The sequence below is a fragment of the Cellulomonas humilata genome (assembly GCF_013359775.1).
In the GTDB taxonomy this organism is placed as follows: Bacteria; Actinomycetota; Actinomycetes; order Actinomycetales; family Cellulomonadaceae; genus Cellulomonas; species Cellulomonas humilata.
In genome coordinates, this window is the sequence record NZ_JABMCI010000065.1 from 75,909 (window position 1) to 89,127 (window position 13,219).

Sequence of the window (13,219 nt, forward strand, 5' to 3'; positions counted from 1 at the left end):
TCGGCCGGCACGAGCCCGGTCGGCTCCGCGGCTGCCGCGTCGCGCACGACGACGCCGCGGGATGCCAGGAGATCGACGACCGCCGGCGTCTCGGTACCGGATGCCAGGACGACGAGGCCCGCGTCGCCGGACGCGCCCACCGTCACGGTCCCCGGGAGCACCAGCACCACGTCCGGACCGTCGTCGGCGCCGACGAACGTCAGCCCGTGGCGCTCGAGGTGGGTGCGGTGCGGGGCCGGGAGGTCTCCGGTCGCGTGGACGGTCGGGAACAGCCTCATGCGTCATCTCACCATTCGGACGGCAGCGTTACTGCACGGTACGTTCCGCGCGCCACGCGGTCAACGACCTGCCGCCGGTCACTGCCCCTCGACGGGCCGCCGCGCGACCACCAGGTGGTGCGGGTGCACCCTGCGGGCGTCCAGTCGCCGCAGCTCCACGTCGAGCCCGAGCCGGGTCAGCCACTCCGCCATGGTCCGCGGGTCCACGAAGTCGAACGACGAGCCCTCCGTGATCCGCAGGAGCTTGACCGACACCGTTTCCTGGAACGTGTTCCAGCGGACCTTCCACGCCGGCTGCGTCCCCATCTCCTTGACCACCACGCGGCCGCCGGGGGCCAGCGCCTGGACGGCCTCGGTCAGCAACGCCCGCTGCTGGTCCGCACCGAGGAGGTAGAGGACGTCGACGAACACGACCGCGTCCCACGGGCCCGCCGGCACCGCACCGTCGGGTGCGCGAGCGAACGCGAGCCGCGGGACCCCGCGCGCCGCGGCCGTGGCGACGTCGATCTTGTCGGCGTCGATGTCCACGCCGAGCATGTCCCGGCCCGGAGCCGAGAGCGCCGCGTACGCGCTGAACAGGCCGTGCCCGCACCCGATCTCGAGCACGCGCCCCGTAGCCGGCAGCGCCTGCGCGACCGGCGGGAACGGGGCGCTGAACCAGCGGACGCGCACGTGGAGGCGGTCCCCGCCGGAGGCGGACCGGTACAGGGCGAGCGCGCGGCGGCCGGCGGCGTCCGGGCGGCGGCGGGTGCGGGTGGTCACGCGGCACCGTACCGGTCGAGGTCGGCGAACCCGCCCAGCGTGAAGCCGGCGGACGCGATCGACTCCCGCACCTGGGGGTCCACGAGCATCGCGAGCTCGTCGGCCCACCGGTAGCCCCACGTGAACCGGCGCAGGTCCGGGTCGCCCGCGACCGCCGGGTGACAGTTGACCTCGAGGGTCGGTGCGCCCCGCCGGGCCGCCTCGGCGAGGGTCCGGCGGAAGCGCACGGTGTCCAGCCGTCCGGCCTCGTCGAGCCCCGCGTAGTCGGCGGTGGTGGCCCGGCCGGCGGCACGCAGCGTCGAGCGGGAGCGTCGGGCCAGGACGCGGACGCCGAGGCCGACCGGCCCGTGGCCGTGGCTGCCGGGCGCGCGGACGGCGGGCACGCCGGACGCGGCCGCCAGCTCGGCGACCACGGCGCCGACGGTCGGCCACAGGTGGGTGTGCTGGTGCGTGTCCACGTGGGTGACCGGGACGCCCGCGCCCAGCACGCGGTCCAGCTGGGCGCCGAGCTCGCGCCGGACGTCGTCCGGGTCGATCCGACCCGCGAGCCCCCGCAGGACGACCGCGCGGTAGCTCAGCGGGAACGCCCCGCGCCGGTCGACCAGGGTCGGTACCTCCCGCGCGGACAGCAGAGGCGGGTCCTCCCCCACGAGCGCGAGGTGCGCTCCCAGCTCGAGGGCGGGCAGATCGCGCACCATGGCCACGGCGTCGTCGAACGCCTGCCCGACCGCGAGCAGCGACGTCGCGGTCACCACCCCGTCCTCGTGCGCGCGTCGGACTGCGGCGTTGACGCCCCGGGTCAGCCCGAGGTCGTCCGCCGTCACGATCAGCAGCCGCGTCACGACGAGGTCGGACCCTTCACCGGGACGACACTCTTGAGCTCGCGGCGCAGCCGCACCATCTCGAGCACCATGGCCCGGATGACGCCGAACGACGAGAGCGTGGAGACCCCGCGCGTCCGCGGGAAGTAGTCGACACCGATCTGGAGCACCTGGAACCCCGCGCGCTGGGCCCGGATCACCAGCTCGGCGTCGATGAACGAGCTCTCGCTCTTGAGGACGACGTGGTCGAGGACCTGTCGGCGGCAGAGCTTGAAGGCGAAGTTGATGTCCCGCACGCGCGTCCCGAACACGAGCTGCACGAGCCCGTTGTAGAAGAACGAGTACACCGCCCGCCGCGGACCCTCGCCGGTGCGGTCCAGCCGGTAGGCGCTGACCATGTCGACCTCGTACGTCTCGAGCACTCGCAGCGCGCGGACCAGCTCGGTCATCTCGAACGGCAGGTCGGCGTCGGTGTAGAGCACCACGTCACCGGTCGCTGCCGCGAAGCCGCTCTTCAGGGAGCCCCCGAGCTTCCGGTTCCGGGCATGGTGCACCACGCGCACGTGGTCGTCGGCGGCGGCCATCGCGTCCGCGATCGCGGGTGTGCCGTCGGTGGACGCGTCGTCGACGACGATGAGCTCGTAGTCGAGGATCTGTCCGGACTCCACGAGCTCCAGGCACACGCCCCGCGCCGCGCTCACGGCACGCTGGATGTACTGCTCCTCGTTCCACATGGGGAAGAAGATCGAGAGCTTCTTGAACGGCTGTCGTCCCGAGGATGCTGCGGGCACGGGGTCGGCACCGGCCTTTCGTCGAAGGAAGTGACGGCGCGGACCATGGTCTCGGGCCTCGGCGTCCGCGTGGAGCATAGGGTTTCCCGGGCGAGCCCGGAGCGAGTTCCGCACCCGGCTGGACGACGAAGGGCGATCGTGGGAGCTGCACTGCTGTGCGTGGCCGGTGCCGCGCTGTGCTCGGGGACGGCGATCGTGCTCCAGGCCGTGGCGGTCCGGCGCCTGCCACCGGAGGCGCGGCTCGACGCCGCCCTGGTCGGCGGGCTCGCGAGGAACCCGGTGTACCTGCTGGCGCTGGTCCTGGTGGCCACGGGGTTCGCCCTGTCGTTCGTCGCCCTCCGGACCCTCCCCCTGTTCGCCGTCCAGGCCGGGCGGGCGTCCAGCCTGGCCGTCGCTGCCCTCCTCGCCGTGACGGTGCTCGGAGCGCGGCTGCGCTGGACGGACTGGCTCGGGCTGGCGGGCGTCGGCACGGGCCTCGTGCTGCTCGCGTCGACGGTCGAGTCCCGGCCGGCGTCGGAGCTGGGTGCCGCCGCGACCTGGGTGGTCGTCGGAGGGACTGCGGCCCTCGGCGTCGCAGCGGTGCTGACCGCCCTCGGCCCTCCGTCGACGCGCCGTGGGCTCGTGCTCGCGGTGCTCGCCGGAGGCGCCTTCGCCGTGCTCGCCCTCGGCGCGCGGACAGCCCCGAGCTGGCACCGGGTCGACCTGCTGACCGATCCCCTGGTCTGGTGCGCCGCCGTCAGCGGCGGGCTCGGCCTCGCGTCCTCGGCGATCGCGCTGCGCCGCGCGCCGGTCGTCGCCGTGACCGCCCTCATGGTCGGGGTGGAGACGGTCACCGGGGCACTCCTCGGCATCGTCCTCGCGGGCGACCGTCCGGCCCCCGGATCGGCTGCGGCCGCCGCGTGCGGGTTCGTGCTGGTCCTCGTCGGCGCCGTGGTCGTCGCCCGGTTCGGGACTCCGGAGACCGTCGCCGCGGCGACCCCCGCTCGCTCCACGGCCCCTTAGCGGATCGCCCGCGGGCCTGCCTGCCACGACTGCCACGCGCTCAGCAGGATGTCGGACAGGTCGCTGCGCGCCACCCACCCCAGCTCGTCCCGGGCCCGGTCGACGGCGGCGACGACGCGCGCCGGGTCACCGGCCCGCGGACCGAGCACCGTGGGCGTGGTGTCCAGCCCGGACACCGCGCCGAGGCGCTCGAGCACCTCGAGGACGGACGCTCCCGTGCCCAGCCCGATGTTGACGGCGTCCGACAGGGGTCCCCCCCGGTCGAGCCGGTCGAGCGCCACGACGTGCGCCTCGGCGAGGTCGGAGACGTGCACGAAGTCCCGCACGCAGCTGCCGTCGGGGGTCGGGTACCCCGTGCCGAACACCTCCGGACGCTGGCCCCGTGCGAGCCGGTCCAGGGCGCAGGTCACCAGGTTGGCCACCACGTCGTCGCCGAGCTCCGGAGCGCCCGCGCCGGCGACGTTGAAGTACCGCAGCGACACCGCTCGCAGGCCCCACGCCCGGGCCGCGGAGCGGACCAGCCACTCCCCGGCCAGCTTGGTGCGTCCGTAGGGGTTCACGGGCGCGAGCGCGTCGTCCTCGTGCACCAGGTCGTTCGCGGGGCAGCCGTAGACGGCCGCCGACGACGAGAAGACGATGCTGGCGACCCCCGCCCGCTCCATCGCGGCGATGACGTGCGCCACGCCGCCGACGTTCTGCTCGAGGTACCAGAGCGGCCGCAGCACCGACTCGTGGACCCGCTTGCGGGCGGCGAGGTGCACCACCGACGTCACACCGTGCGTGCGCATCGCCCCGGCGAGATGGGGCACGCACCCGGGGTCCGCGAGGTCGAGACGCAGCAGCGGGACGCCGTCGAGCCGCGCCGCTCGACCCGTGCTCAGGTCGTCGACCACGAGCACGTCCCGCCCGGCAGCACCCAGGACACGCAGGACGTGGCCGCCGATGTAGCCGGCTCCGCCGGTCACGAGGACGGTCATGAGACCTCGAACGAGATGCCGAACATCACGGTCAGGACCAGCAGGAGCGCTCCGCTCAGGGCGAGGAGCCCGACCCGGAGCACCGGTGACCTCAGCCCGGCGAGGACGTGCCCGGCCGCGGCGACCACGGGGAACGCGGCCAGGGCGTACCGACCGGTGCCCATGAAGTCGTCCGTCCCCACGATCGGGATGAGCAGCACCACGACGGCGTAGGCCAGGTAGCCCCACCCGAAGAGCCGCCACACTCGGGGCAGCAGCAGCACGGCGAGGACGCAGGCGAGCGCCTGGAGCGTCAGCAGCGCGGCCGTGCGGTAGTGCCCGTCCTGGATCAGCTCGACGTAGCCGAGCTTGAACCACGTGTGCGGACCGACGCCCTGGTCCCACCCGGGCGCCGACTCGACGTGCACGAACGCCAGCGGGTCGCCGAACGCGAGCCAGAGGTACCCCGACCACGCCACCAGTCCGAGACCCGACAGGAGCACCCCGAGCTGCCGCGGCCGGACGTCCCGGACGGCCCCGACCAGCTCCCGCCAGCCCACGCGGCCCGGGCCGGGCTCGACCGACCCCACCAGACCACCCGCCGCCCGGCGGTCCTCGGCCAGGATCTCGAGGGTGCGGACCACCAGGCCCACGACCACCGCGGTCCCGACGGGCCGGCCGGCGGTCGCGAGGGCGCCGACCACGCCCGCCGCGACGAACCACCGCCGGTCGAGCAGGAGGAAGGAGCCGATCGTGCAGAGCATGAACAGCGAGTCGGCGTAGACCGCGCCGTACAGGAACATCGCGTACGGGTAGACCAGCAGCACCGCGACGGCGAACGTCGCCGCCCTGCGCGGCAGCCGGTCCCAGGCCCACCGCCCGAACACCAGGGCGGTCGCCAGCCCGGCCAGCGCACCCAGCAGGGTGCCCGCCACCTGCGCGTCACCCAGGACGGCGCCGAGCGCGCGCACCGTCATCGGGTAGACGGGGAAGAACGCGATGCTCGACTGCTGCCCGGGGACGTAGTCGTACCCCTCGGTCGCGATCTTCAGGTACCAGCCGGCGTCGTAGTGGAACCAGCCGTCGAGCCAGGCCGGGCCGGTGAGCGTGGGGTGCACGTCGGGCGACCGGCGGTACGGGTTCGCGAGCGCCACGACCGTGGTGAGCACGGCCGCGACGACGAGGAACGCGGCGGTGACGGTCTTCCAGGGGTACGGCGCGACCTCCGGGACGGTCGTCGACGACCGCACACCACCCTGGTGTCGGCTCCCCGCGCCCACGTCGGCCTCCGTGCCCCCCGGCCACTGCCGTGCGCAGTGCCCGGGCCGCAGCATAGGGCGCGCGAGGCGGCCTCCGTGGACGTTTGGCGCGCGCAGGGAGGGCCACCACCTCACACTGTTCCGATGCGGACCCTGGGTGTCGAGGAGGAGTTCCTGCTGGTCACGCCCGAGGGGCGGCCCGAGCCGGTGGCGACGACAGTGCTCCGGCACGCGTCAGCCGTCGAGCAGTCGTCGCCCGACGAGCCGGGCGGCGACCTCGAGAAGGAGTTCAAGCAGGAGCAGATCGAGACCTCGACACCGCCGCGCGCCGACCTCACCGAGCTCGCGGCCGAGATCCGCGCCGGACGCGCGCGCGCGGACGCGCTCGCCCGACGCGCCGGAGCCCGGATCGCCGCGCTGGCCGCCGCGCCGCAGGTCGTCGAGTCGACGGTGCTGCCCGACCGGCGGGCGTACGCGATCCGCGCGGAGTTCGGCCGGACGGCACAGGACCAGCTCACGTGCGGGTGCCACGTGCACGTCTCGATCGACGACCCCGACGAGGGCGTGCGCATCCTCGACCACCTGCGCCCCTGGAACGCGGTGCTGCTGGCGCTGTCCGGCAACAGCCCGTCCTGGCAGGGCAGCGCCACGGGGTACGCGTCCTACCGGTCGCAGGTCTGGGGCCGCTGGCCGACCGCGGGACCGACCGCACCGTTCGGGGACGCCGCGGGATACCGCTCCGTCGTCGACGAGCTGCTGCGCACCGGGGCGATCCTCGACGAGGGGATGGTCTACTTCGACGCCCGCCTCTCGTCGCGGTACCCGACGGTGGAGGTGCGCGTCGCGGACGTGTGCCTCGACGCCGAGGACGCCGCGCTCCAGGCGGCCCTGGTGCGCGGGCTCGCGGAGGCGGCGATGGGTGAGCCGATGCGCCAGCCGCGGACCGAGCTGCTGCGGGCCGCGACCTGGCGGGCCGCGCGGTCCGGGCTCACGGGCGACCTGGTCAGCCCGCTGACCGGGACGCCGCTGCCGGCCGCGGAGGTCGTCGGGCAGCTCGTCGAGCACGTCCGTCCCGCGCTGGCCGCGGCCGGCGACCTGGAGTGGGTGGAGCGGCACGTGGCCACGGTGCTGCGCCGCGGGAACGGCGCGATCCAGCAGCTGGGCTGGCGGGCCCAGGGGGCGGACGACGACGAGGTGGTCCGGCGCGCGGTGGACCGGACGCTGGCCGGCTAGAGCAGGTCCCCCAGCGGCACGTCCGGGTCGGACAGCCGGTCGCGGTCGATCACGGCCCGCGACCGGATCAGGGCCTGCACGTCGTCGACCACGTCCCAGACGTTCACGTTCATCCCGGCCACCACCCGGCCGGCACGGCGCCAGAACGCGACCAGCTCCCGGTTCGCCAGGTCGCCGCGGACGACGACCTCGTCGTACCCGTGCGCACCCACGTACCCGACGTACTCCATGCCCAGGTCGAACTGGTCCGTGAAGAAGTACGGCAGCCGGTCGTACGGCTCGTCTGCGCCGACGATCGTCGCCGCCGCCGTCGAGGGCTGGTGGAGCGCGTTCGCCCAGTGCTCGACGCGCACGTGGGTGCCCAGGAACGGGTGGTGGGCGCGGGCGATGTCCCCGACCGCCAGCACGTGCGGGTCCGACGCGCGCAGGTGGGCGTCGACGACCACACCGCTCTCCACGCGCAGCCCGGCGGACCTGGCCAGGTCGACCCGGGGCGCGGCGCCGATGCCGACGACGACCAGGTCCGCGTCGATCACGGTGCCGTCGGCCAGCGCGACCGCTCCGACGTGGGTCCCGGCACCGTCCGCGACGATCTCGGAGACGTCGGTGCGCGTGCGCAGGTCGACACCGTTGGCGCGGTGGAGCTCGGCGAACATCGTCGCCAGCTCGGGGCCCAGGACGCGCGCCAGCGGGAGCGGGTCACGGACCAGGACGCTGACCGCGCACCCGGCGGCGCGCGCCGCGGCGGCGACCTCGAGCCCGATCCACCCCCCGCCCACCACGACGACGCGGGGAGCTGCACCCAGCAGGGCGCGCAGCCGGTCGCTGTCGTCGAGCGTCCGCAGGTGCACCACGCCCTCGAGCCCCGATCCGGGTACGTCCAGGCGGCGCGGCTCCGAGCCCGTCGCGAGGACCAGGTGGTCCCATCCCGTGCGGGTGCCCGAGCCGTCGACCACGTCGCGGCCGCCGAGGTCGATCGAGGCGACCGGCGTGCCCAGCCGCAGGTCGACGTCGTGCGTCGCGTACCAGTCGGGCGGGTGGACGAACGCACCCTCGCGCTCGTCGCTGCCCTGGAGGTAGCCCTTCGACAGCGGTGGCCGCTCGTACGGGCGCTCCGTCTCGGCGCCGAGCAGGACGACCCGACCGTCGTACCCGCGCTCCCGCAGACCCTCGACCGTCTTCGCGCCCGCCAGCCCCGCACCCACGACAACGACCTGACTCATGGCCTTCTCCGCTCTCGTCGGACCAGCGCACCAGGTCGTCGCCCGGAGCGCAACGCCTGGCGGTGTGGCGAACTCCACGCCGGATCGACGCCGCCCCCCGCGCCGGATGGACGGCTGACTGGCACCCTGGGCCCATGCTGATGTGGCCTGGACGCCCCTATCCCTTGGGCGCCACCTACGACGGGACCGGGACGAACTTCGCCCTGTTCTCGGAGGTGGCCGAACGAGTCGAGCTCTGCCTGATCGCCGAGGACGGCTCCGAGACGCGGACGGACCTCACCGAGGTCGACGCGTTCGTGTGGCACGGGTACCTGCCGGCGATCACGCCCGGGCAGCGCTACGGCTACCGCGTGCACGGTCCGTACGACCCTGCGCAGGGCCAGCGCTGCAACCCGAACAAGCTGCTGCTGGACCCGTACGCCAAGGCGATCGACGGGCAGATCGACGGTGACCCGTCGCTGTACTCCTACCAGTTCGACGCCCCCGCCGAGCGCAACGACGACGACTCCGCGGCGCACACGATGACCTCCGTCGTCATCAACCCGTACTTCGACTGGGGCCACGACCGGCCGCCGCAGCACCAGTACCACGAGTCCGTCATCTACGAGGCGCACGTGCGTGGTCTGACGATGCAGCACCCCGCCGTGCCCGAGGAGCTGCGCGGCACCTACGCCGGCCTCGCCCACCCGGCGGTCATCGAGCACCTCACGTCGCTCGGCGTGACGGCGGTCGAGCTCATGCCGGTGCACCAGTTCGTCAACGACCCGTCGCTCGTCGAGAAGGGCCTCTCGAACTACTGGGGCTACAACACCATCGGGTTCTTCGCCCCGCACAACGGCTACGCCGCGTTCCAGCACGCCGGCCAGCAGGTGCAGGAGTTCAAGGCGATGGTCAAGGAGCTGCACGCCGCCGACATCGAGGTCATCCTCGACGTCGTCTACAACCACACCGCCGAGGGCAACCACCAGGGCCCCACGCTGAGCTTCCGTGGCCTCGACAACGCCAACTACTACCGGCTCGTCGACGAGGACGAGGCGCACTACTTCGACACCACGGGCACCGGCAACTCGCTGCTCATGCGCTCCCCGCACGTGCTCCAGCTGATCATGGACTCGCTGCGCTACTGGGTCCTCGAGATGCACGTCGACGGCTTCCGGTTCGACCTGGCCGCCACGCTCGCCCGGCAGTTCCACGAGGTCGACCGGCTGTCGGCGTTCTTCGACCTGGTGCACCAGGACCCGGTGGTCTCGCAGGTCAAGCTCATCGCGGAGCCGTGGGACGTCGGCGACGGCGGCTACCAGGTGGGCGGGTTCCCGCCCCTGTGGTCGGAGTGGAACGGCAAGTACCGCGACACGGTCCGCGACTTCTGGCGCGGCGAGCCGTCAACGCTCGGTGAGTTCGCGAGCCGGCTGTCGGGCTCGTCCGACCTGTACGAGCACACGGGTCGGCGCCCGATCGCCAGCGTGAACTTCTTCACGGCCCACGACGGCTTCACGCTCAACGACCTCGTGTCGTACAACGAGAAGCACAACGAGGCCAACGGCGAGGGCAACAACGACGGCGAGAGCCACAACCGCTCGTGGAACTGCGGTGTCGAGGGGCCGACGGACGACCCCGGGATCACCACGCTGCGGGCGCGCCAGCGGCGCAACTTCCTCACCACCCTGCTGCTCTCGCAGGGGGTGCCGATGATCGCGCACGGTGACGAGCTGGGGCGCACCCAGCTGGGCAACAACAACGTCTACTGCCAGGACGGCCCGATCTCCTGGGTCGACTGGAACCTCGACCAGGACAAGACCGACCTCCTGGAGTTCACGCGTCGGCTCGTGCGGCTCCGCCAGGACCACCCGGTGTTCCGCCGCCGACGCTTCTTCGCGGGCGAGCCCGACCTCTCGGACGAGTCCGACCTCCTCGACCTGTCCTGGCTCGCACCGGACGGGCACCACATGCCCGACGAGGCCTGGGCCGCCGACCACGCCCGCGCCGTGATGGTGTTCCTCAACGGCGACGCCATCGCCGAGCCGGACCAGCGCGGCCAGGAGATCGTCGACGACAGCTTCCTCGTCCTGTTCAACGGGCAGCCCGACTCCGCCACGTTCACCCTCCCGAGCAGCCGGTTCGGGGACACGTGGACCGCGGTCGTGGACACGGACTCGCAGATCGAGGCGGGGAGCACGGTCGACGCGGGCACCACCCTCGAGCTCCGCGAGAAGTCGATCATCGTGTTCACCCGGCCGTCGATCGCCCCGTCGCCCACGTCGTCGGGCATCGGCGCGGTCGCGACGGCGGCGAGTGAGGCGGCCAAGCAGACGAAGGGCCGCGGGCACGGGGAGCCGGCGGACGAGAAGCCGAAGCGCCGGACCACTCGGCCGCGCCCCAGCGCATGAGCGAACCGCGCCCGACGCCCACCCGCCGCCTGCCGACGGCGGGCAGACCCGTGCCGGTCTCGACGTACCGGGTGCAGCTCGGCGCCGACCTCACGCTCGACGACGTCGCGGCGCGGGTGCCGTACCTGACCACCCTCGGCGTGACGCACGTGTACCTGTCCCCGATCCTGCGCGCGGCGCCGGGCTCGACGCACGGGTACGACGTGATCGACCACGACGAGATCGCGCCCGAGCTCGGAGGTCTGCCCGCGCTGCGCCGGCTGGCGACGGCCTCGCACGACGCCGGGCTCGGCCTGGTGCTCGACATCGTGCCGAACCACATGGCGGTCCCGACGCCGGTCTGGCACAACCGGGCCCTGTGGTCGGTGCTCGCGGAGGGCCCTGACTCCCCCTACGCCGACTGGTTCGACGTGGACTGGTCCGCGGGCGACGGCGCGGTGCTCATGCCCGTGCTGGGCGACCGCATCGGGGCGGTCCTCGGTCGCGACGAGCTGGCGCTGGACGAGGTCGAGATCCCCGGCGAGGGGACGCGGACCGTCCTGCGCTACTACGACCACGTCTTCCCGGTCCGGCCCGGCACCGAGTCGTTGTCCCTCGCGGAGCTGGTCGAGCGCCAGCACTACCGGCTGGCGTACTGGCGGGTCGCGGACGAGGAGCTCAACTACCGGCGGTTCTTCGACGTCGGCACCCTGCTGGCGGTCCGCGTCGAGGACCCGGCGGTGTTCGACGCGACCCACGCGCTCGTCCTGTCGCTGCTGGAGGACGGCACGATCGACGGCCTGCGGATCGACCACCCGGACGGCCTGGCCGACCCCGCCGGCTACCTGGCGCGGCTGCGCGAGGCGAGCGGCGGCGCGTGGGTGGTCGTCGAGAAGATCCTCGAGGGCGGCGAGACGCTCCCGTCCGACTGGGAGACCGCGGGCAGCACGGGATACGAGGCGCTCTGGCGCATCCAGGAGACGTTCGTCGACCCGGGCGGTGCGGCGGTGCTCGGCGCGGTCATGCACCGGCTCACCGGGGACACGTCGGACGCGTTCCCGGCCATCGCGGAGGCGGCCAAGCGCGAGATCGTCGACGGACCCCTGTACGCGGAGGTGCACCGGCTGACCTCGCTCGCCGCCGACATCTGCCGCGACGACCTGCGCCTGCGCGACCACACGTGGCGCGCCCTCGAGGACTGCCTGATCGAGCTGCTGGTCGCGTTCGACCGCTACCGCGCGTACGTCGTCCCCGGCGAGCCGGTGCACCCGGAGTCGCTGGAGGTCATGCACGCGGCCTCCGCGCACGCGCGGGCCCGGCTCTCGTCGGAGCGCAGCGCGACCATGGACGTCGTCGTCGACCTGCTGCTGGGACGCGAGGTCGGCAGCGCCGGACGGACCCGCAGCGCCCGCCGCGACGAGCTGGTCGTGCGCTTCCAGCAGACCTGCGGCGCCGTCATGGCCAAGGGCGTGGAGGACACCGCGTTCTACCGCTGGACGCACCTCACGGGTCTGTGCGAGGTCGGCGGCGCCCCCGAGCAGTTCGCGCTCACGCCCACGGACCTGTCGGCGTGGGCCGCCGAGCAGCAGGTGTCCGCCCCCCTCGGCATGACCACCCTGTCCACCCACGACACCAAGCGCGGTGAGGACACCCGGTCGCGCCTCGGGGTGCTCAGCGAGCTGCCCCGCGAGTGGTCCGCGCTGGTCGACGCCCTGCAGGCCGCGTCCGCCCCCTACCGCAGCGCCCTGCTCGACGGCCGCACCGAGTACCTGCTCTGGCAGACGCTGGCGGGCACGTGGACCGACGAGGGTCCGATCGCCGAGGACCGGCTGGTCGAGTACCTCACTAAGGCGATCCGCGAGGCCAAGAGCCGGACCACGTGGACCGCGCCCGACGAGGCGTACGAGCGCGCGGTCCTGGACGCGGCACGGCAGGCGCTCGTCGACCCCCGGGTCGCGGAGCTGCTCGGCGGCTGGGAGGTGCGGACACGTCCGGCGGTCCGTGCGGCGACCCTCGGCACCAAGCTGGTCCAGCTGACCCTGCCCGGCATCGCCGACGTCTACCAGGGCACCGAGGTGCCTCGCCCCGTGCTGGTGGACCCGGACAACCGCCGGTTCGTCGACGTCGTCCCCCTCGCCGCCCGCCTCGCGCGGCTCGACGACGGTGCCGGCCCGCGTGACCTTGCCGACGAGAAGCTGCTGGTCACCTCGCGAGCGCTGCGCCTGCGCCGGTCGCTGCCCGAGGCGTTCGTCGGTCAGGACAGCGGGTTCCTTCCGCTGGCGCACTCCTCCGGGCACTCGCTCACCTACGCCCGGACGGTGGCCGGAGACCCCCGGGTCGCGGTCGTCGGCACCCGGCTCGCGGCCGCCGTGGACCGCCTCGGCGGCTGGTCGGACCACACGGTCGCACTGCCCGACGGCGAGTGGCACGACGTGCTCACCGACCGCCCCGTCGCCGGCGGCGTGGTCAGTGTCGGGCCGCTGCTCGACCGGCTCCCCGTGGCACTGCTGGTGCGGGCGGAGGGCTGA

At 73.7% G+C, this 13,219-nt stretch carries 10 protein-coding genes; 4 read left to right on the forward strand and 6 right to left on the reverse strand.

The window, feature by feature from the left end; all coding sequences use genetic code 11:
• Positions 1-356: 356 nt before the first annotated feature.
• From HP550_RS11420 to HP550_RS11430, 3 genes are read right to left on the reverse strand one after another with little or no spacing between them, the layout of a single operon-like run.
• Entirely contained in the window at positions 357-1,040 is a 684-nt protein-coding gene (locus HP550_RS11420) for a methyltransferase domain-containing protein (RefSeq protein WP_175347815.1), read from the reverse strand.
• Positions 1,037-1,882, reverse strand: coding sequence for a ChbG/HpnK family deacetylase (locus HP550_RS11425; protein WP_175347816.1), 846 nt, complete (start codon positions 1,880-1,882; stop codon positions 1,037-1,039). The genes HP550_RS11420 and HP550_RS11425 overlap by 4 nt, the downstream gene beginning before the upstream one ends.
• Positions 1,879-2,652 carry a glycosyltransferase family 2 protein gene (locus HP550_RS11430; protein WP_343048134.1) on the reverse strand — a complete coding sequence of 258 codons (774 nt, stop codon included), beginning with the start codon at positions 2,650-2,652 and terminating at the stop codon, positions 1,879-1,881. The genes HP550_RS11425 and HP550_RS11430 overlap by 4 nt, the downstream gene beginning before the upstream one ends.
• A gap of 138 nt (positions 2,653-2,790) precedes the next feature.
• Here HP550_RS11430 and HP550_RS11435 point away from each other — a divergent pair, with 138 nt between their 5' ends.
• Positions 2,791-3,654: a hypothetical protein gene (locus tag HP550_RS11435; RefSeq protein WP_175347818.1), complete on the forward strand. Its 864-nt coding sequence runs from the start codon at positions 2,791-2,793 to the stop codon at positions 3,652-3,654.
• Here the strand turns inward: HP550_RS11435 and galE are convergent.
• Both galE and HP550_RS11445 read right to left on the reverse strand, forming a co-directional pair.
• Positions 3,651-4,631, reverse strand: coding sequence for a UDP-glucose 4-epimerase GalE (gene galE / locus HP550_RS11440; protein WP_175347819.1), 981 nt, complete (start codon positions 4,629-4,631; stop codon positions 3,651-3,653). The two genes, HP550_RS11435 and galE, sit on opposite strands and share 4 nt — an antisense overlap.
• Positions 4,628-5,890, reverse strand: coding sequence for a mannosyltransferase family protein (locus HP550_RS11445; protein ID WP_175347820.1), 1,263 nt, complete (start codon positions 5,888-5,890; stop codon positions 4,628-4,630). Before HP550_RS11445 ends, galE begins: the two co-directional genes overlap by 4 nt.
• A 123-nt stretch (positions 5,891-6,013) precedes the next feature.
• Between HP550_RS11445 and HP550_RS11450 the strand changes: the two genes are divergently transcribed.
• On the forward strand, positions 6,014-7,102 hold the full coding sequence (locus HP550_RS11450; RefSeq protein ID WP_246280799.1) for a carboxylate-amine ligase: 1,089 nt from the start codon (positions 6,014-6,016) through the stop codon (positions 7,100-7,102).
• On the opposite strand, the gene HP550_RS11455 is transcribed toward HP550_RS11450, so the two are convergent.
• On the reverse strand, positions 7,099-8,325 hold the full coding sequence (locus HP550_RS11455; RefSeq protein ID WP_175347821.1) for an NAD(P)/FAD-dependent oxidoreductase: 1,227 nt from the start codon (positions 8,323-8,325) through the stop codon (positions 7,099-7,101). The genes HP550_RS11450 and HP550_RS11455 overlap by 4 nt on opposite strands.
• Before the next feature lie 134 nt (positions 8,326-8,459).
• Between HP550_RS11455 and glgX the strand changes: the two genes are divergently transcribed.
• A complete protein-coding gene (glgX, locus tag HP550_RS11460; RefSeq protein ID WP_175347822.1) occupies positions 8,460-10,712 on the forward strand; it encodes a glycogen debranching protein GlgX in 2,253 nt (750 codons plus the stop codon).
• The gene (gene treY, locus HP550_RS11465; protein WP_175347823.1) at positions 10,709-13,219 is read left to right on the forward strand and encodes a malto-oligosyltrehalose synthase; all 2,511 of its coding nucleotides are present in this window, start codon (positions 10,709-10,711) and stop codon (positions 13,217-13,219) included. The genes glgX and treY overlap by 4 nt, the downstream gene beginning before the upstream one ends.

Coding starts and splice junctions, on each gene's coding strand:
- HP550_RS11450 (WP_246280799.1), top strand. CDS start 6,014: ATGCGGACCCTGGGTGTCGAGGAGGAGTTCCTGCTGGTCACGCCCGAG.
- treY (WP_175347823.1), top strand. CDS start 10,709: ATGAGCGAACCGCGCCCGACGCCCACCCGCCGCCTGCCGACGGCGGGC.
- galE (WP_175347819.1), bottom strand. CDS start 4,631: ATGACCGTCCTCGTGACCGGCGGAGCCGGCTACATCGGCGGCCACGTC.
- glgX (WP_175347822.1), top strand. CDS start 8,460: ATGCTGATGTGGCCTGGACGCCCCTATCCCTTGGGCGCCACCTACGAC.
- HP550_RS11455 (WP_175347821.1), bottom strand. CDS start 8,325: ATGAGTCAGGTCGTTGTCGTGGGTGCGGGGCTGGCGGGCGCGAAGACG.